Source organism: Lactobacillus corticis (genome assembly GCF_018327645.1).
Classification (GTDB): Bacteria; Bacillota; Bacilli; order Lactobacillales; family Lactobacillaceae; genus Lactobacillus; species Lactobacillus corticis.
Genome location: NZ_BMAY01000004.1, coordinates 48,362 through 69,033 on the forward strand (window position 1 = coordinate 48,362; position 20,672 = coordinate 69,033).

Consider the following 20,672-nt stretch of genomic DNA (forward strand, 5'->3'; position numbering starts at 1 on the left):
CCGTCGCATGACGGTCTTTTTTTGTCGTTAATCAATTCGCTGGTATGATTTTTCAATTGCACTGGCGGTCTGCTGCAGTTTATGAATCATTGCTGCTTCGCCCTTAACCCTAATTCGCGTACTAGGACCAGAAAGGCTTAAGCCAGCTACCAGCTTACCCTGGCGATAAATCGGTACTGACATACAAGACAAGCCATATTCATATTCCTCATTATCAAAAGCCAGATGTTCTCGGGCAATTGTCTCCACTTCCTGCTCCAAATCTTGGGGTTCGGTAATTGTTTTAATTGTTCGTGCAACTAAATCATGCTGCAAATAATATTTTTTACGTTCTTCTACGGTCAGGTTGGCTAAGAAGATCTTTCCCATGGCACTGCAGTATAACGGTGCAACCGGTGGCAATTCGGCCTGCAAGTGGAAATTTTCTCCCTTAACCTCGCTCACATAAAGGACTTGACCTTCAAACCAAATCCCGAGGTTAATCGTTTCCTGTACCTCTTTAGCTAAGGCCTCAATATAAGGTTTAGCTAACTGGATAGTCGGATCCCCCAACTTAGCGGCTCCGGCATAACGGTAAAATTTAATCCCTAACCGATAGCTGTCATAGCTATTTTTACTGATCCCATCAATTGCTTCTAGAGTCTGTAAAATGCGATGAACCGTCGTTTTAGGCAATTTGGTCACGTTTACCAATTCACTTAGGGAAAGATATTCTTGGTCAGCTTTCGCTAGAACGTCGAGCACTTTAAAAGTATTAACGATGGTCTTATTTAGTTTGATCTCCTCTGTCATCTCTTTTGCTAATCTCCACATCACAAATTTCGTCAAAAAAGCGGCTGGTAAAAATACCAGTCGCTATTTATAGTACTAAAAGTAAGTAAACCACTTTCAGTATTAAAAAAGAAATACACTAGGATACCCCTACCCTAGTGCAATTCCCGTATCATCTCCAAAGCATTTCCTTCGGCGGTTGTGTGTGAGAATAATAAAAGAAAGCTAGTTGCCTCAGGAAGTGTTTTGTTTTCGTTTCAATAGTATTATAACAGAAACTTTTCGTAGATGACAAGTTTTTTTGTAGCAAAAACCCTATTAAAACGGTACTTCACAAAGTTAATCTAAAGATTGGATAAAGAATTAAATTACTTAAATCTTCGACGGACTATTTTTTACTCGTTTAGTTATTTTGATTTCCAAATTATTTTTATTTATTTTTGGAACGCCGTTCCACTTTTTTATTTGTTAAAAATCCTTTTTATCCTTGTCACTAATAGGGTTGCATGCTCACAAGTTCACACTAGACCAATTATCATTTCAGTTAATGACAGAATAAATTTGACGTATATACTAAATCGAGATTTGTAAATAACAGTTTTTTTGTTATTTTTGCTTTCAAAGTAAAAATTTCACAAATTTTTTTGAGATTTTTTAGTCGATAGAAGCTAACGCACTCAACATATCAACTTGGCGAATAGTGCGGTGCACCACCAAGGCCAACAAAGCGGTGATTACTCCTGGTATTAGGCCTGAAATGACATAGGTCCAAATGCTGATTACCGGATTAAACATCGCATTGGCAGGCGGCAGACTAACAATAATAAAGGTATGCAGCCAATTGCCAAAGAAAAATCCGACAATGATTCCTAATAGCGATAAGATAATGGTTTCACGATATATGTACAGCGTAACCTCATTATCAAAGAAGCCCAGGACTTTAATAGTTGATAATTCGCGCAAACGTTCAGCAACATTAATATTCGTAAGATTGTAAATCACAATTACCGCTAAAATGACTGCCAGCACAATCAAAATCCAAATGACGCTATTAAGCGAACTCATAAAGCTGTTTATCGTCCGTTCGTTGCTAGTATTTTGAATTACCGTTTGACTTGCCCCAGTCTTGATCAACCTTCTGGAATAATTGTTAACGCTAGTGCCCTTTATTTTGATAATTTGCGCATTTGGCTTGTAAGCTTTGCCAAAAACTTTGCGGTAGACTTTGCTGTTCATGAAGACGTAATGCCCCATGTACATGGTGGTAATGCCTGCAACTTTTAATTTACGCACATGCTGGTTGGCATCAAGCAATTTAACGGTACTGCCGACTTTAGCCCCTAAGAGCTGGGCTAATTTTTGGCTTAGAATAACCCCGGAAGCTGACAATTTGACCTTGCTCCCCTGATATTCAAGCTGCAGCATGTCAAACTTATTTTTGTTTGTGGTCAAAACTTGAATCGTTTGTACGGAATTATCCTCGCCCAAACGCTTGGACATCGTCGTGTAGTTGATATTTTGGTAGTTTTGGGTTTGCTTTGAATTTAACACTTTTTGCAGCTTAGCATGCTTGCCACTCGTTTTTTGGATATTTATTACATCATACTTGAGGTATTGGCCATACTGGGCTTTAGCGATCCCGCTGATTGAATCGCGAATACCAAAGCCCATCACTAGTAAGCCGGTGCATCCCGCAACACCAAAAATCGTCATAAGCATCCGTGTCTTGTACCTAAATAAATTGCGCGCCGTTACCTTAGCGTTAAAACTAAGATGCTGCCAAAGCGGAGTAATCCGTTCCAACAAAATTCGACTCCCTGCCTTAGGACTTTTTGGCAATAATAACTGGGCCGGTCGTTCCTGCAAGGTTTGGCGCAAAGCAATTAATGAAGCGCCTGTGGTTGCCAAGATCGCCAACAAGAGCACCGTCAGAAAAATTGGCCAAGAAAAGGCAGTGACAAAATTAGGCATCTGAGTATTAGTCGTATAGGCCTCAAAAATTTGTCGAGGTAAAAAGGTAAAACCAGCAGCTGAGCCAATCAAAACGCCGATAATTGATGAAGAAAGCGAATATAACAGGAACTTAAAAGTAATATCCAGCTTTGAGTAGCCCAAAGCTCGTAAAGTACCAATGTTAATTCGTTCTTCTTCCACAAACCGCGTCATCGTCGTTAAAGCTACTAGCAAAGCAATCGCAAACAAGAAGACCGGGAAAACATTTGCTAAAACGTCAACGCGCTCGGAGTTTGAGCGATAGATCTCATAGCCGGGATTTTCCGTTCGATCACTAACCGTATAGCTAGGATAACCAGCGGCTTTTAAAGCAGCCCGCTTAGCAGCAAGTTTTCGCTCGTTTTGAGCTAATTTTTTGGCAGCTTGCTGATTATCTAACCCTAAAGCTTTAGCTTGGCTGAGCTGCTGTTTGGCCTTGGCAAGCTTAGCTGCTGATCGGGTAAGCTGATTCTTAGCTGTCTGATATTTATGCCGCCGATTTTGCTTTAGCTGCCGGCGCAGCTGTTTCTGCTTGGTAGCCACATAGTTAGTGTATTTATCACTGTAAGGCGACATGTGCGCCGTTTTTTGGTAAGCAATTCGGGCTATTTGGTAAGTTGAACTAGCAAAGGCTGACTTGGTGGCTACTGCATACCCGGCCAATTGACCATTGCCCAAGTTAGTATTGCCGAAGTCATTTTTATCAAGATATTCACTTGAGTTAACATAACCAACCACCCGAAAAGTCTTCTTCCGCAATTTTCCGTGCTGCTTGACGCTAATGGTGCTGCCCAACTTATATTTATCTGCCAATAGTGAGCTGACTGCCAGCTCATTGCTTTTGGTCGGCATGCGCCCCTTGACTAGTTGGTACTTCGACAATTTAGCAGTCTTCGAAAAAATTCGTAAAACCTGCTTGCTAGATTTAATCTCGGCATCTTGATAATAGCCAAATTCAACTGTTTTGACATGGCTCTGCTGGCGGATGGTTTTTTGATCGCGCTGGTCGAGTCCCCAAGTTGAGCTAACTGTCAGATCAGCTAATTTTTCTTGGTTAAAAAAATTAGCCCCCGTGAGGCGCATATCAGGACCTGTAATTTTCAATCCCGTATAGGCAAACGCCCCGACCATCATTAGCAGCATGATCGCAAAATACCGACCCAATGAGTGTTGGATTGCTTGCAAAGCATCCTTGATCAAAATCTTTTTTTGCATGAAATCCTCCTACCAGCTAATTTGGCTAATATCCTGTGGATGATCATGGACTTCGACCTTGGCAACCTGACCGTCGTGAATGTGGAAAACCTTATCGCCAATGGGAGCAAGGGCTGCATTATGAGTAACGATAATGGTCGTTGAATTATATCGGCGACTCATGTCTTGGAGAACTTTTAAAACCTTTTTTCCCGTTTCAAAATCCAGTGCTCCCGTCGGTTCATCGCATAAGAGTAGTTTGGGGTTCTTGGCGATTGCTCGAGAGATTGCCACCCGCTGCTGTTGTCCGCCGGAAAGCTGGGCTGGAAAATTATTCATTCGTTTTTCCAAGCCGACAATTTTTAACGCTTCCTCTGCTGGCATCGCATCGCGCACAATTTGGGAAGCCAACTCCACATTTTCTTTGGCAGTTAAATTAGGAATTAGATTATAAAACTGAAAGACAAAGCCAACGTTTTCGCGGCGATAGGCCGTCAATTCCCTCCGACTAGCTCCTGCTAAATTTTGTCCATCAATTAGGACATCCCCACTGGTAACTGAATCCATTCCCCCTAAAATATTCAGCAAGGTTGATTTTCCTGCTCCTGATTCCCCCAGCAGAATAATCAATTCGCCTTGCGCAATTTTTAAGGAAATGTCCTTGTTCGCATAAATATCGCCACCACCTGAATGGTAAACCTTCGTGGCATTCTTTAATTCAATAAAAGCCATGGCTATTCCTCTCTTCTAATGCTTTAATGGGGCTAGTCTATCATCATAACGAGCAAATCCAATGAACACAATTGGACAATGTGTTGAATTAAGACAAAAAGGCAGCATTCAAACGAATACTACCTTTTCCACACATTTTTACACATAGGTTTAAGTTAGAGAAAGCGCTCTCTAGCTCGACCACACTTAAATTATACACCTATTAATTGAAGAGGCGTTAACAATCTATCAACTTATCAATAAATCAGCATAAGATAACAATTGAATTTATTTTTACCATCGTGTATAGTGACTTTGAAAAATAAAAGGAGGCTTTCCAATGAAAGTTGCGGTAATTGGAGCAAACGGCCAAGTAGCCCGGATTGTTGAAAGATTCTTAATTGCAGACAAAGATATCGATCCAGTCCTTTTCTTACGCAAGAGTGATCGACTGACTGATTTACAAAACGACGCACAAATTATCGAAGGCGATGCCCGTAACGTGAAAGAACTTACAGAGGCAATCAAGGGCTGCGAGCTGGTTTATGCTAACCTAAACGGCAGTGGCCAATCAGGCGTGGCTGCCAAAGCTTTAGTCGATGCCATGCACGCGGCCGGCGTCAAGCGGCTCATCTGGGTTTCGACGATTGGAATTTATAATGAGGTTCCTGGAAAATTTGGTGAATGGAATAATCGCATGCTGAACGATTATCTGCCACTCTACCATGAAGCCAGTGACATCATTGAAAATAGCGATTTGGAATACACAATTGTGCGCCCAAGCTGGATGACCGATAAAAACGAAGTTGATTATGAGAAATTTGCCAAGGGGCAAGAATTTACCGATACCGAGGTCTCGCGCAAATCCGTCGCAGCCTATATCTTCCACATAATTCGCAATCCGCAAGAAGATAAATTTCAATCCATCGGCTTAGGAAAACCCGGTACTGCCGGTGATAAGCCTAGCTGGTATTAACAGAAAAAGCACGCTAAATTTCAAAATTTAGCATGCTTTTTTAGGTTGTACCAAGCGCCATAGAGATTAGCATCATTTTTAAACTTGGCAGCGACGATTGCAGGAGCAGTCATGCCATCGCCAAAGTTGCGCCGAAGCTTTAAATATTTAGCTAACTGATTTTCAATTGTCGCAACTAAACGGGGTTGGGCACTAATTCCGCCACCAATTACGACTCGTTCAAGGTTAAGGATGGCCTGAATATTAACAATCAAATAGGCAACATTGCTGCAGTAGCGATTAAAAATTTGCCGTCCGGCTACAGAGCCTGGCTCTTCAAGTGCGCTAAAAGCAGCCTCGCCATCCTTGATATTAGGGTTGCCACAAGCAATATTGACCTCTTCGATCATTTTGACGGCTGAACAAAGCCGACCCGCATTGCCTAACACGCTGCGATTAGCGTCAAGAATTACCCAGCTAAATTCTCCTGCCTGAAAATTATTGCCCGATAGCAGTTCGCCATTGATGACAATTCCGCCACCGACTCCGGTCCCCAGGGTCATGACGCAGCCGTTATTAATTCCAACTAATTGCCCTCGCCATAGTTCTGCTAACGCAGCAGCTTTACCATCATTGATGGCTCTTACTGGAACCTGAAATTTATCAGCCAAAATGGTAAGATCAAGTCCATCTAAGTATTGCAGGGCTCCGCCATAGTGAATTAGCTGCTTTTCCCCATCAATCGTCCCCGGCGCACAAACCGCAATTCCATCAAATTGCCCTTGATATTGACCGGCAATTTGCTCCAGCAAGGACTTAAAGCTAGCCAAATTATCCGGTGTAGGTCGCTGGGCTTTTTCCAGCAATTCACCGGTAGCTGAAAATAAAGCATATTTTATATTAGTTCCACCGATATCAAACACTAACTGCTTCATTTTATCACCTAAAAATGCAATAAATATCCTAAGAACAAAGAGACTATTTCGGCTCCCACTACCACTTGAAAGTTCTGTAATGCCAGAACGAAGGTTTCGCTTTTAACTGGTTTGGCCAAAAAAGCCTCCGTCTTTTGATGCACAATAGGGATCGTAAGCAAAGTTAACAGTGTTAACCATGGCAATAACCGTAAACATGCCCCCAGCACTAAAGCCGCATAACCAGCATAGGCTAAACAGCGATACAAGTTAGAAGCCTTTTTTCGGCCGAACACGTTTGGCAAGGTATGTCTGCCATTAGCCTTGTCGGCAACTCGATCTGACAGGTTGTCAGCGAGCATCACGTTCGAAGTTAGGAACCAAGATGGGGTGCAGGCTAAAACGACCGTCAAGAAAGTTAGCACATTACCGGAAATTGTAAAATTCCAATTGCCAGCAATATGCAAAGCAAACAGTTTATCCCAATTGCCATTAACAAAGATGAATAAAAAGGGAATGCCCAAGCCTTGGCAAGTACCGCTAAAAAATTCTCCAGTAGGCGTCCGTGATATTGGAAATGGGCCGGAAGTATAATTGGCAAAAACTAAAAAAATTGCTCCACCTAAAAATAAGAGCATCAAATTGGTTCGAAAAACCAGCCAGATTCCTAAAGCCGTCCCAATCGTTACCATTACTCCAATAACGGTAAATGCCTGTTTTACGCTGATCTGTTCGACCGTCATGACACTACGCCGTTTGAAATCTTCATCCTTAGCCATAATATAATCCATGGTGGTATTGACACCGGTGATCATGTTATCGAAGATCATTGAAGCAACGAAGAAAATCAATGAATTTTGCCAATCTATTTTACCTTGAATTAGCAGAATAATTGCAAATGACAAGGGATAGGCAAATAACGATAATACCGAAGTATGAATTTTAACAAAATGCAAATACTGTTTAATTGACATGCACAAATACTCCTCAAAATATAGGTCTTATCATAGCTTAACACTTTATCATTACCTGCAAAATCACTTTTAGCAACATAAAAAAGGCATTGCCACTGGGGCAATGCCTTTTTCTGAGAATATTTGCTTTCGAATGTTTTTTTACTTGTCTTCTTTTGCTTCTTCAGCCATTTGCTTCTCAATATCAGCAATTGAGTAAACAGACTTAGCCTTGTCAACATCGGCCTTAACATCCATATCACGGTAAACTGACATACCAGTACCGGCTGGAATAATCTTACCGATAATAACGTTTTCCTTAAGTCCAAGCAATGGGTCGTTCTTACCACGAATTGAAGCATCAGTAAGAACCCGCGTAGTTTCCTGGAATGAGGCAGCTGACAAGAAACTGTTAGTTTCAAGGGCAGCCTTGGTAATCCCAAGAATGACGCTTTGAGCAGTGGCAGGAATACCACCTGAATTGATAACCTTGGCATTCCGATCACGGAAGTCACTAATATCCATAACTTCACCTGGCAGAATGTCAGTTTCACCTGGATCAAGAACCCGAACCTTTTGCAGCATTTGCCGAGTCAAGACTTCCACGTGCTTGTCGGAGATGTCTACACCCTGCATCCGGTAAGCCTTTTGAACTTCAGCCAAGATGTATTCTTCAGTTGTCAAGGTGTCAGTAACTTGGATTAATTCCTTCGGATCAACAGAACCAAGAGTCAACTTGTCGCCACGGTGAACTACATCACCTTCGCTAACGGCAACTGAAGCAGTGTAAGCAACACTGTAGCTACGAGTATCAATCTTGCCCTTAACCGTAATTTCACGGGTGTGTTCTGCTGGGTTTTCTTGAATTGAATCAACAACCCCATCAACTTCAGAAATGGTTGCTCGACCCTTAGGATTACGAGCTTCAAACAATTCTTGCACACGAGGCAAACCTTGAGTAATGTCTTCGGCACCGGCAACACCACCGTTGTGGAAATTTCTCAAAGTCAACTGCGTACCAGGTTCACCGATTGATTGAGCGGCAACAGTACCAACTGCTTCACCAACTTCAACTTCTTCACCAGTGGCAAGGTTCATGCCGTAACACTTCCGGCAGACACCATGTGAACAGTCACAAGTTAAGATAGAACGAATGTCAACTTCAGTTACGCCGGCATCAACTACCGCGTGAGCCAAGTTTTCATCCATCATCGTATCCTTAGGAACAATGACTTCACCAGTCTTTGGATCCTTAACCGTTTCTGCAGTGAACCGGCCAAGCAAACGGTCAAAGAGTGGTTCAATCATTTCGTCGCCTTCCATGATTGCGTGAACCTTAATACCACGGTCGGTACCACAGTCTTCTTCACGAATAATCACGTCTTGAGCAACATCGACTAACCGCCGAGTCAAGTAACCAGACTGAGCAGTCTTCAAGGCAGTATCAGTCATCCCCTTACGAGCACCGTGAGTGGACATGAACAATTCCAAAACAGTCAGCCCTTCCTTAAAGTTGGAAGTAACTGGGATTTCGAACAAACCACCGTTAGGAGTGGCCATCAAACCACGCATCCCGGCCAACTGGGTAAAGTTGGAAATGTTACCACGGGCACCAGAGTCGGCCATGATCGTAATTGGGTTTCTTGGGTCGTAGATTTGGGCGATTTCATTTTGAACTTCGTCCTTACATGCGTTCCAAATGCTGATTACGCGGTCGTGACGTTCTTGTTCAGTAATCAAACCACGTCTGAATTGCTTAGAAACAACGTCAACCTTCTTGTGGGCAACCTCAACCTTTTCATCCTTGTCGGTAATTTCAGGAACATCGGTCATTCCGATAGTAATACCTGAAGTAGTTGAAGCAGTGTAACCCAATTCCTTCAAGTCATCCAAGAATTCAGAAGTTCTTTGAACCTTGTAGTACTTGTAAATAGTGGCAATTGAGTCAGACAAGAAGCTGCTCTTGAATGGCGTATCAATCAAGTCTTGGCTGACAGCGTCAATCCGATCTTGAATTGATTCGCCTGGTTGCAAGAAGTACTTTTCAGCTAAAGGATTGTTTAAGTTTTCTTCAGTTGGTTCGTTTACATAGAAGTAATCGTCAGGGAAAATTTGGTTGAAGCAAATCTTACCGTAAGTAGTGACGAAAATACCATGTTCATAACCCTTTGGCCATGACTTTTCAGGCATTGAGTCAGCTGACATCCCAATAATGGTGTGGTAGTGAATATCGCCATTAGCGTAGGCTACGGAAGCTTCGGCTGGTGAAGTGAAGATCATGCCTTCGCCTTCACGACCAGTTTCAGCTTGAGTCAACCAGTAGTTACCTAAAACGACGTCCTGTGAAGGAGTAACGATTGGCTTACCATCCTTAGGAGCTAAGATATGGTGGGCAGCTAGCATTAACAGGCGTGCTTCGGCTACGGCTTCATCTGACAATGGCACGTGGATGGCCATCTGGTCACCGTCAAAGTCGGCGTTGTAAGCTTCACAAACTAATGGGTGCAAACGAATTGACTTACCTGATACCAAAACTGGTTCAAAGGCTTGAATACTCAACCGGTGCAAAGTAGGTGCCCGGTTCAACAGAACAGGACGTTCCTTGATGACGTCTTCCAAAACATCCCAGATGTCATCGTCTTGCCGGTCAATCTTGCGCTTAGCGTTCTTAATGTTGGAAGCCAAGCCCCGCTTAACCAATTCATGCATGACGAATGGCTTAAAGAGTTCCAAAGCCATTGGACGAGGAACACCACATTGGTAAAGCTTCAGACTTGAGGAAACGTCGATAACTGAACGACCAGAGTAGTCAACCCGCTTACCAAGCAAGTTTTGACGGAACCGACCTTGCTTACCCTTAAGCATGTGTGACAAAGACTTCAATGGCCGGTTGCCTGGTCCAACAACTGGACGGCCCCGACGACCGTTATCAATCAAAGCGTCAACAGCTTCTTGCAGCATCCGCTTTTCGTTTTGCACGATAATGCTTGGAGCATGCAAATCAAGCAACCGCTTCAACCGGTTGTTCCGGTTGATTACGCGCCGGTACAAATCGTTTAAGTCAGAGGTAGCAAAACGTCCACCTTCCAATTGCACCATTGGCCGCAGGTCTGGCGGAATAACAGGAACAGCATCCATAACCATCCATGCCGGTTCATTGCCTGAATTCTTGAAAGCGTCCAAAATATCCAAACGCCGGATTGCTCTGGTCCGTTTTTGGCCAGTAGCTGATTCCAATTCCTTGCGTAAATCAGCAATTTCTTTGTCTAAGTCAACTTGTTGCAGCAAATCACGAATTGCTTCGGCACCCATCTTGGCAACGAAACGTTTGCCATACTTAGCCTTTTGTTCGCGATATTCAGCTTCAGTCAACAGTTGCTTGTATTCAAGGTCAGTGTCGCCTGGATCAATAATGATGTAGGCTGCAAAGTAGATAACTTCTTCCAATAATCTTGGCGAAATATCCAAAACCAAGCCCATTCTTGAAGGGATACCCTTGAAATACCAAATATGAGTAACTGGTGCTGCCAACTCAATGTGGCCCATCCGTTCTCTTCTTACCTTCGAGGAGGTAACTTCAACACCGCATCGGTCACAAACAATGCCGCGGTATCTTACGCCCTTGTACTTGCCACAGGCACAAGACCAGTCTTTGGTTGGCCCAAAAATCCGTTCGTCGAACAGACCATCTTTTTCAGGCTTTAACGTACGGTAGTTAATAGTTTCAGGCTTCTTAACTTCACCGTATGACCAGCTTCTGATCTTGTTAGGCGATGCAATACCGATTTGCATACTTTCAAACTTGTTTACGTCGATCAAAAGTTTAACCTCCTATTACTTAGAAACGTGGTCGCTGGAATCAGCATCTGCTGGCTTTTCATCACTGGCTGCTTCATCAACTGGAGCATCGGTGGTTTCTGCTGGTTGATCAGCAGTTTCTGCACCTTCGCCTGCAGGTTGTTCGCCATCAGCGTCCTCTGCTTCTTTGGCTAATTTCTTCTTTTCTTGTTCTTCAGCCATCCGTGACAAACTGTCAATGTTGACGCGTTCGCTAGAATCGTCATCCATATCACGGAGGTCAATTTGGTTGTGGTCAATATCCAGAACTTGAATGTCCAAACCTAAGGCTTGCAATTCCTTAACTAAAACGCGGAATGATTCTGGAACGCCTGGCTTAGGAATCCGTTCACCCTTAACGATTGCTTCGTATGCCCGTACACGACCGACAACGTCGTCAGACTTGTAGGTCAAAATTTCTTGCAGCGTGTAAGCAGCACCGTAAGCTTCAAGGGCCCAAACTTCCATTTCACCAAACCGCTGACCACCGAACTGAGCTTTACCACCCAAAGGCTGTTGCGTAACCAATGAGTAAGGCCCAATTGAACGAGCGTGGATCTTGTCGTCAACCATGTGAGTCAACTTCAGGTAGTTCATGATACCAACTGATACCCGGTTATGGAAAGGTTCACCGGTCCGACCATCGTAGATGACGGTCTTACCGTCCTTGTCAACGCCGGCTTTTCGTACCGTATCCCAAACGTCATCTTCGTTAGCACCATCAAATACTGGCGTAGCAACGTGGATACCTAAGTTGTCAGCAGCACGACCTAAGTGCAATTCCAACAGCTGTCCAATGTTCATACGTGATGGCACACCCATTGGGTTCAAGCAAATATCTACCGGACGACCATCTGGCAAGAATGGCATGTCTTCTTCTGGAGCAACAATGGCAACCGTACCCTTGTTTCCGTGACGACCTGACATCTTGTCCCCAACTTGAATCTTCCGCTTTTGGGCAATGTAAACCCGAACCAAGGTGTTTACGCCTGGTGATAACTCATCGCCGGCTTCACGCGTGTAGACCTTAACGTCTTGCACGATACCGCCACCGCCGTGAGATACCCGCAAGGAAGTATCACGCACTTCACGAGCCTTTTCACCAAAGATTGCGTGCAACAGACGTTCTTCAGCTGACAATTCCGTTACACCCTTTGGCGTAACCTTACCAACTAAGATATCGCCGTCGCGAACTTCGGCCCCCACTCTGACGATCCCGTCAGCGTCAAGGTTCTTTAAGGCATCTTCACCAACGTTTGGCAATTCGCGAGTGATTTCTTCAGGCCCAAGCTTAGTGTCACGAGCTTCTGATTCACAGTCTTGAATTGAAATTGAAGTGTAAACGTCATCCTTAACCAATCTTTCTGACAGCATGATGGCGTCTTCGTAGTTGTACATGTTCCAAGTCATAAAGGCAATGACTGGGTTTTGACCTAAGGCCAATTCACCGTCAGCCATGGTTGGACCATTGGCAATAACATCGCCCTTGTCCACCTTGTCGCCTTGCTTAACGTTTGGAGTTTGGTTGTATGACTTAGAGTTGTTTGACCGACGGTATTTTTCAAGCCGGTATGAATCTAAAGTTCCATCTTCCCGGCGAACCCGAATTTGGTCAGCGTCAACATATTCTACCGTCCCAGCTTCTGCAGCCAATACTGCTGCGCCAGAGTCGTGAGCTGCCCGGTATTCCATCCCAGTACCAACCAAGGCACCGTGTGGGTTAATCAAAGGAGCAGCCTGACGTTGCTGGTTGGCACCCATCAAGGCACGGTTGGAGTCGTCGTTTTCCAAGAATGGAATACATGCTGAAGCAACTGACACAACCTGCTTAGGAATAACGTCCATGTAGTCGATCTTGTCTGGCGTAACTTCGACATTGTCTTCCTTGTGACGACAAAGAATAATGTCATCCTTGAATGAACCATCTTCGTTCAACTTGGTGTTGGCACCGGCGATGATGTAGTTATCTTCAACGTCTGCAGTCAAGTAGTCAATCTTGTCAGTAACCTTGTGGGTCTTCCAAGATACCCGACGGTATGGCGTTTCAACAAAACCATACTTGTTGATGATAGCGTAAGAAGCCAAGGAGTTAATCAACCCAATGTTAGGACCTTCAGGCGTTTCAATTGGGCAAAGACGACCATAGTGAGTATAGTGAACGTCACGAACTTCATATCCGGCACGGTCACGCGTCAAACCACCAGGCCCTAAGGCTGACATCCGGCGTTTGTGAGTCAATTCGCCCAATGGGTTGTGTTGGTCCATGAACTGTGAAAGTTGTGATGAACCAAAGAATTCCTTGATGCTGGCAACGATTGGCCGAATGTTGATCAATTGTTGCGGAGTAACCGTTGATGGGTCTTGAATTGACATTCTTTCCCGAACAACCCGTTCCATCCGCGCCAAACCAATTCTGAATTGGTTTTGCAAAAGTTCACCGACCCGGCGAATCCGACGGTTACCTAAGTGGTCGATATCGTCAGTAGTACCGATGTTGTCTTGCAAAGCAAAGAAGTAGTTGACTGAAGCTAAAACATCAGCTGGCGTTAAGTGCTTAACGTTATCAGCAATGTGGCCGTTAGACATCAACTTAACAACTCGTTCTGGGTCGACTTTTGAGTAAACGGCAATTTCTTGAACAGTAATTGGATCTGGCAAAACGCCTTCTTTTGATGGTTCATAAGTTACCATCTTGAAGTCATCACGGTCCAAGTACTTTTCTAGCGTATCCATTACTTCATGGGTGACTACCGTTCCCTTCTTGGCAATGATTTCACCAGTATCTGGGTCAGCCAAGGTTTCAGCCAAAGTTTGGCCGTAAAGCCGGTTCTTCAAAGACAACTTCTTGTTGATCTTGTAACGACCAACAGGTGCTAAATCGTACCGACGTGGGTCAAAGAAACGGGCATATAGCAATGACCGTGAAGAGTCAGTGGTCTTTGGTTCACCTGGACGCAGACGTTCATAAATGTCTTTCAAAGCCTCAGCAACACGTGAATCAGCTGGGTTCTTGTGAACATCCTTTTCCAAAGTGAATTGCAGCGTATCGCTCTTGCCGTACATGTCCAAGATTTCGGAATCTGAGCCAAAGCCCATTGCCCGAACTAAGACGCTGATTGGCAATTTCCGCGTCCGGTCAACCCGAACGTAAGAAATGTTCTTGGCATCAGTTTCAAATTCAAGCCATGCCCCACGGTTAGGAATTACCGTCGTGCCAAAGATCTGCCGACCGTTCTTATCAAACTCGCTGTTGTAGTAAACGCCAGGAGATCTAACTAATTGAGAAACGATAACTCTTTCTGCACCGTTAACAATAAATGAACCTGATGGGGTCATTAACGGCAGGTCGCCAAAGAAAACATCCTGGGTCTTAATTTCGCCAGTTTCTTGGTTAGTCAATTTCAGCGTAACGTGCATTGGTGCTGAGTAAGTAGCATCGTGATCACGCGCCTCATCAACAGTGTACTTCGGCTCACCCAACTTGTAGCCAACGTACTCTAATGACAATTTTCCGGAGAAGTCAGCGATTGGCATAATGTCATCAAAGACTTCCTTGATTCCTTCATCGAGGAACCACTGATATGATTCGGTTTGCACATCAGTCAAGTTAGGCAGTTTCAAAACTTCTTTAATGCGGGAAAAACTGCGTCTTGTCCGGTGTTTACCGTAGTTCACTACGTGTCCTTTAAGCAAAGAAAACATCCTTTCTGTTGAAGAAAGCAAATATTACATTCTTGTTACAATTTATAAAGGCGGGAATTTTAGGCATAAAAAAGACAAAAAACAAGCAACTTGTTTTTTGTCTTCTATCATTTTGCTGGACAATAGATCAGCAAAATCCTGAATTTCAGCCTTTTAAAATCACTAATTATTTTACGCTTAAAGCATTGTCAAGTCAAAGATTTTGTGCTAATAACTCAACTTTTTGCTTTTGCAATCGGTTTCTCCACTTCAAACTTTAATTTTCCGCGAATTGCCCCGACTTTTAGCGTATCTCCAGGCTTAATTTCTTCTTTGATCAGCATTTCAGCAATCTTGTCTTCAAAATCGGTCTGAATGGCCCGTCTTAGTGGCCGTGCCCCATTTTCAGGGTCATAGCCGTCTTTGGCAATCTTGTCTAGGGCTGCTCGAGACAGCTTCAATTTGACATCTTGCTTGGCCAGCCGCTCAGTTAAGCGCCGAGTTAGCAGCGTTACAATTTGGCGTAATTCTTCCTTGCTTAGTTCCTCAAAGATGATCGTTTCGTCAATCCGGTTTAAGAATTCAGGGCGGAAGAATTGCTTCAAGGCTTGGGTAACGCGTTCTTCCCGAGCTTTCTTCTTAGCTTCGTCACTATCAGCGTTAAAGCCAACTTGTTTGTCATCAAAGATTGAGCGAGAGCCCAGGTTTGAAGTCATGATGACAACGGTGTTGCGGAAGTCAACTTTACGACCTTTAGAATCAGTCAAAAAGCCATCATCTAAGACTTGCAAAAGCAGGTTGAAGACATCTGGGTGGGCTTTTTCCACCTCATCCAGCAAAACTACTGAATAAGGATGACGGCGCACTTGTTCTGATAACTGTCCGCCTTCTTCATAGCCTACGTATCCTGGGGCGGAACCAATCAACTTGCTGCTGGCAATTTGGTCCATATATTCTGACATATCTACTCTGATTAAGTTGTCTTCGGAGCCAAAGACGGCAGCAGCTACTGCCTTAGCTAGTTCGGTCTTACCAACACCAGTTGGACCGAGGAAGAGGAATGAGCCGATTGGCCGTTTTTCATCCTTAATTCCGCTCCGACTCCGCCGAATTGCCCGAGCCACTGCTGAAATAGCCTTATCTTGGCCGATTACTCGTTCATGCAGCTCATTTTCCAAACGAACCAGACGTTTAGATTCCTGTTGCTTCATCTGCGTTACCGGTACGCCAGTCCACTCAGACACCACTTTAGCAATATCTTCAGGCGTAACTACCGACCCTTGGCCGGTTTTCGTTTCCAATGCTGTTTGCAATTCTTCGCGCCGAGCTAATAAGGCATTCTGCTTATCTTGCAGCTTGGCCGCTTGGACAAAGTTTTGTTCGGCAGCTGCTTCGTTCTTTTGGTCGACAATCTTGTGCAGTTGGTCGTTAAGCTGCCCAATTCGCTGGTCTCCTAGCGTATTTTGACGAATTTTAACGGCTGCACTAGCTTCATCAATCAGATCGATCGCTTTATCAGGCAAGTAACGGTCCGAAATATAGCGACTAGCCAGGTCTACGGCACTATTAATACTTTCATCAGTTATTTTTACATGATGGAAAGTTTCATATTTGGTTCGCAATCCCTTTAAAACAGCGACTGCCTCTTTAGGAGATGGTTCGTTCAGCCGGACTTGTTGGAATCTGCGAGCTAGGGCCGAATCCTTTTCGATGTATTTTTGGTATTCATCAAAAGTCGTCGCCCCAATCATTTGAATCTCGCCCCGGGCCAGACTAGGCTTCAGAATGTTGGAAGCGTCAATGGCACCTTCAGCACCCCCAGCTCCAATCAAAGTGTGGAGTTCGTCAACAAACAAAATGACATTGCCATCTTTGGCGATTTCGGCCAGGATCTTTTTCACGCGGTCTTCAAATTCGCCGCGGTACTTGGTTCCCGCAACCAAACTGCCCATATCTAGGGCCATGACCCGTTTGGTTTCAAGATCACGGGGAACGGTCTTATGCACAATTTCAGTTGCGATAGCTTGTGCAACCGCCGTCTTACCGACCCCAGGCTCGCCGACCAGCACGGGATTATTCTTGGTACGACGCGACAAAATTTGAATCACGCGCGCGATCTCATCATCCCGCCCAATTACGGGATCGATCTCGCCTTTTAGCGCCCTGGTATTCAAATTAGTGGCTACTTTATCTAAAGTTGGCGTCAAGCTTTCCGTGCTGTTTTGTTGGCGATTGCTGCTTCCGGTGTCCAGCCAGTTGGCAGAATCACCAAATTCGTCATCGTTGTTGCTTGCGCCAGTTTCAAGTTGTTCACGGAGCTGATCAAGGTCGATCTGCAGATTTTTCAAAATCATCGCTGACAATACTTGGCGACTTGCGATCAGTCCCAGCAAAATGTGACTAGTGGTAATTTCACTTGCCCGCGTTTGAGTTGCAGTTCTTTTAGCAAAATCTAAAACCAGACTTAGTCGCGGGGACATTTCCATGTAGCCGCTAGCAGCAGCGGAACCATAGCCGGTATATTGTTCGATTTCTTCTCTAATATCCGTTGGCGTGACCCCCATTGAGCGCAGCAGCTTGCCAGCTTCGCCATCGCTTTCAATTACTAGGGCCAGCAAAACGTGTTCTGAACCAATCAAACGGTGATGAAAAGTTTGCGCTTGTTCACGTGCAATTTCCAAAACCTGGTTGGCACTTTTACTGTATGAAATTCCCATATCTAATACACCGCCTTATCGTTAGTGCTTTTATATTCCTACTCTAATTTAAAATGAAATACTAATAATATTCAACAAACTAGCATGGTAATTTAAAAAATGCAAGCAAATAACTCATTGTATGCCCTATCACACAAAAAAGGCTGTTCTAGGAATCAAATCCGTCGAACAGTCTTTTTAGATCTAGACTACAATTTTTTACCTTTGTAGTTGAATTATTTTACAACAGTTGCCGTTACTCTTTCAGTCAATTCATCTGGCAGTTTAGAGTCAGCAATAATATCACCCAACTCAGCATATGAGCCATCTGAAGTTGTAACTGCTAAGTTAACACCAGCGTTTTGAGTAGAGGTACCATTTTCGTACTTAGCTGACCAAGTTCTAATCCGCGTACCACTTGTAGATGGAGCACTAACCGTTACTGAGCCGGCTTTAAATGACTTAAAGAGTTTTGGATACTTGCTCTTCAACGTACCTAAATACTTACCACCATAAGTATATTGCTTGTCACTCTTACTACTCTTGGTGTAGGCAAAGTACAATGCATTCTTGAAGGTACGACCATTTACAGTTAGTTGTTGCCCATGACTGTTTATACGATCAACAGTCACTGCCTCAACACCTGACAAACCGAGCATTTGGTTCAAAACTAAATCATTTTGGACTTTCAAGCCTGCCTTATGCAAAGCAGTAATAGCACTTGCTAATTGTTTACCAGTACCATATTTGTTCTTAGCGCTATCACCTAAATCGTAACGATCTGAAACAGAATAACCTTCACCATAGCGACTCATGCCGAATGACTTGTATGAAGGAGCCATCCAGAAGTCAGTAATACCCAAACCTGCAAAAGTCTTAGCATTCTTAGCAATCTTAGTGTAGGTATCGTATTCGCCACCGTTTTGGAATAAGCTGAAGCCTTCATAAATCACGTGTGAATCAAGAGCAGCGTTTGAACGGTAAGTTACCTTAGATGACCGCTTAGAACTTGAAGCCTTAGTGGTGGCAACTTGCTTGGACTTAGCACCACGAGGTACCAAGACTGCCAAGTAACCACTAACTTTAGAGTTTGAGTAACCTTTAATAGTAAGCTTCAATATACCTTTCTTGTCAGTCTTTACAGTTGACTTAGACTTAGTGGTAACACCGGTAGAAGTAGTCTTAAGGACATATCTGTAACTTTGCTTTGCGTGAGCCTTACCCATGTTAATCTTATAGGTCTTAGCCTTTTTACTGTTCAATCCTGGGTTATTGCTTACTACTACTGCCATACCACTATGACGGCTAGTTGTAGCCTTCTTCTTAATCTTCGTCTTGGCAGAAGTTACACTCTTACCGTAACGTACGCTAGCAATCAAGTCGCCAGCCTTGTTTAACTTGGTAATGGTTTGACCACCGGCTACATACTTCTTACGTGCATTAAGCAATGCATGAATTGAAGTGTAATAAGGTGTCTTGGTCTTCATGTACGAACCAAAATCATCGTACAAGTCACCGTAGTAAACAGTAGGAATAGTATCCTTGTTACTCAACAGCAAAGCATATTGAGAAGGTACGTTGTACTGTGCATACTTTTTGTCCTTGCTTGCACGATCCTTCTTATATTGGTTCCAAGCCTCAGTTGCGTATTCACTCTTGTAATCATCACTCATAATTTTACGGTCACCAGGGTGATTATCAATGATGATTTGGTTAATTACATTCTTGATTTGGTCATGGTTATTAACAAAGGTCCAGTTTGCTTGTGCCTTGTTGCTTGAAGTATCGCTAGTACGTTTAACAATACTGTTAGTAGCAACAGTATACAGGTTAGTTCGCTTACTTGGTGCCTTAGCTAAAGTGTTTTGGAAGGTGTAGAATAATGAACCATCCATAGCAATTTGCTGAGTACCATACTTCTTCAAAATGCTTGGTTCTTGGCCGACATATGATTCATCGTAAACCAAGTGGCTGTTGGCGTTCTTGTCGCTCTTTGAAGTCTTGTATAGTTGGTTCATTAAGTTACTTACTTGTGCCAAAGAGTTCAAATCAACGTGTGATGCAGCGTCCACACGGAAGCCATCAAAGTTAGCCTTAGAATTCTTGTGAACAATTGACCCGTAATGTAACAGCCAGTATTCCCAATTCAAGTTTTCAGCTTGTACAACAGGGTTAGAGTTATCCATATCGATACCCAACAAGAATTCATGATCCATGTTGTTGGTAATCTTCCGATAACTGCTATTAGCACCAGACGTGTTATCATTGTTTACAAATAATAACTGATTATTATCAATCGAACCACTATTGTCTGGCACATAGCTAGACATGCTTTCTACAGGTAATTCTGAGAAATAATTTTCATTTTGGACGAAAGACTTGATAGTTGAATCTAACTTGTCAGTACCAACCTTGTAGTATTTCATCAAAAGTTTTTTGGCAAAGCTGTCTAAAGTTTCCTTTGAAGTAGACCCATTAAGACCCGAAACCTTTTCAGTAGTCAAACCTAACTCGCTGTCACTATATCCATTAGCAACCATGTACTTGATATAGTCAGCTTCAATTGTCTTGTTTGGCCAAGTATATGCCATCAAAGGGAACCACTTTTGACCAGGATCGTTTTTGCCAACCGGATTCTTTACGTATTCGCCTTTATCATTTAAATAATACTTAGGTTCAAACCAACTTTCATATGAAAAATAATTACTTGCTGCGGTATTCATCCTAAGTGGCAAATTAGGACGAATAGATCTCTTAACAGTACTTGAACTAGATGAGTTGGATGAACTTGCAGAATCTGCCGACACATTTTGTGCTCCTGTCACTATGAGCAAACCAAGCAGAGCTGCAGAACAGCCAGCTACAATTTTCTTCAACTTCATATTTCTTCTCCCATTTCAAAATTTCAAATCATCTTTATTCTATTATTGTATCCAATAATATTCAACGATATTTAAAAAATTTGACA

General features: G+C 43.4%; 10 protein-coding genes. 1 reads left to right on the top strand and 9 read right to left on the bottom strand.

Annotation, left to right across the window (positions count from 1 at the left end):
• Window positions 1–27: 27 nt before the first annotated feature.
• The 3 genes from KI210_RS03455 to KI210_RS03465 all read right to left on the bottom strand — a co-directional run bounded on the left by KI210_RS03455 (window position 28) and on the right by KI210_RS03465 (window position 4,689).
• On the bottom strand, window positions 28–792 hold the full coding sequence (locus KI210_RS03455) for an IclR family transcriptional regulator (RefSeq protein ID WP_212780503.1): 765 nt from the start codon (window positions 790–792) through the stop codon (window positions 28–30).
• Window positions 793–1,425: 633 nt separating this feature from the next.
• Complete coding sequence (locus KI210_RS03460; RefSeq protein ID WP_212780504.1) at window positions 1,426–3,978, bottom strand: FtsX-like permease family protein; 2,553 nt, start codon at window positions 3,976–3,978, stop codon at window positions 1,426–1,428.
• Between the two features lie 9 nt (window positions 3,979–3,987).
• Complete coding sequence (locus KI210_RS03465) at window positions 3,988–4,689, bottom strand: ABC transporter ATP-binding protein (RefSeq protein ID WP_212780505.1); 702 nt, start codon at window positions 4,687–4,689, stop codon at window positions 3,988–3,990.
• A gap of 319 nt (window positions 4,690–5,008) precedes the next feature.
• Between KI210_RS03465 and KI210_RS03470 the strand changes: the two genes are divergently transcribed.
• Entirely contained in the window at window positions 5,009–5,644 is a 636-nt protein-coding gene (locus KI210_RS03470; RefSeq protein ID WP_212780506.1) for an NAD(P)H-binding protein, read from the top strand.
• Window positions 5,645–5,664: 20 nt separating this feature from the next.
• Here the strand turns inward: KI210_RS03470 and KI210_RS03475 are convergent, their stop codons facing one another.
• From KI210_RS03475 to KI210_RS03500, 6 genes are all read right to left on the bottom strand, one after another.
• On the bottom strand, window positions 5,665–6,558 hold the full coding sequence (locus KI210_RS03475) for an ROK family protein (protein ID WP_212780507.1): 894 nt from the start codon (window positions 6,556–6,558) through the stop codon (window positions 5,665–5,667).
• An 8-nt stretch (window positions 6,559–6,566) separates the two neighbouring features.
• The gene (locus KI210_RS03480) at window positions 6,567–7,511 is read right to left on the bottom strand and encodes a UbiA family prenyltransferase (RefSeq protein WP_212780508.1); all 945 of its coding nucleotides are present in this window, start codon (window positions 7,509–7,511) and stop codon (window positions 6,567–6,569) included.
• Window positions 7,512–7,652: 141 nt separating this feature from the next.
• Window positions 7,653–11,309: a DNA-directed RNA polymerase subunit beta' gene (gene rpoC / locus KI210_RS03485; protein ID WP_212780509.1), complete on the bottom strand. Its 3,657-nt coding sequence runs from the start codon at window positions 11,307–11,309 to the stop codon at window positions 7,653–7,655.
• Between the two features lie 15 nt (window positions 11,310–11,324).
• Window positions 11,325–15,029, bottom strand: a complete 3,705-nt coding sequence (gene rpoB, locus KI210_RS03490) for a DNA-directed RNA polymerase subunit beta (protein ID WP_281412859.1) — start codon at window positions 15,027–15,029, stop codon at window positions 11,325–11,327.
• 215 nt (window positions 15,030–15,244) lie between these two features.
• Entirely contained in the window at window positions 15,245–17,725 is a 2,481-nt protein-coding gene (locus tag KI210_RS03495) for an ATP-dependent Clp protease ATP-binding subunit (RefSeq protein ID WP_212780511.1), read from the bottom strand.
• A gap of 215 nt (window positions 17,726–17,940) precedes the next feature.
• Window positions 17,941–20,586 carry a glycoside hydrolase family 70 protein gene (locus tag KI210_RS03500; protein WP_212780512.1) on the bottom strand — a complete coding sequence of 882 codons (2,646 nt, stop codon included), beginning with the start codon at window positions 20,584–20,586 and terminating at the stop codon, window positions 17,941–17,943.
• Between the last annotated feature and the right edge of the window lie 86 nt (window positions 20,587–20,672).

Excerpts from the sequence above, each read along its gene's own strand:
- KI210_RS03465 (WP_212780505.1), bottom strand. The coding sequence starts at position 4,689 with ATGGCTTTTATTGAATTAAAGAATGCCACGAAGGTTTACCATTCAGGT.
- KI210_RS03475 (WP_212780507.1), bottom strand. The coding sequence starts at position 6,558 with ATGAAGCAGTTAGTGTTTGATATCGGTGGAACTAATATAAAATATGCT.
- KI210_RS03455 (WP_212780503.1), bottom strand. The coding sequence starts at position 792 with ATGACAGAGGAGATCAAACTAAATAAGACCATCGTTAATACTTTTAAA.
- KI210_RS03500 (WP_212780512.1), bottom strand. The coding sequence starts at position 20,586 with ATGAAGTTGAAGAAAATTGTAGCTGGCTGTTCTGCAGCTCTGCTTGGT.
- KI210_RS03470 (WP_212780506.1), top strand. The coding sequence starts at position 5,009 with ATGAAAGTTGCGGTAATTGGAGCAAACGGCCAAGTAGCCCGGATTGTT.
- rpoB (WP_281412859.1), bottom strand. The coding sequence starts at position 15,029 with ATGTTTTCTTTGCTTAAAGGACACGTAGTGAACTACGGTAAACACCGG.
- KI210_RS03480 (WP_212780508.1), bottom strand. The coding sequence starts at position 7,511 with ATGTCAATTAAACAGTATTTGCATTTTGTTAAAATTCATACTTCGGTA.
- KI210_RS03495 (WP_212780511.1), bottom strand. The coding sequence starts at position 17,725 with ATGGGAATTTCATACAGTAAAAGTGCCAACCAGGTTTTGGAAATTGCA.
- KI210_RS03460 (WP_212780504.1), bottom strand. The coding sequence starts at position 3,978 with ATGCAAAAAAAGATTTTGATCAAGGATGCTTTGCAAGCAATCCAACAC.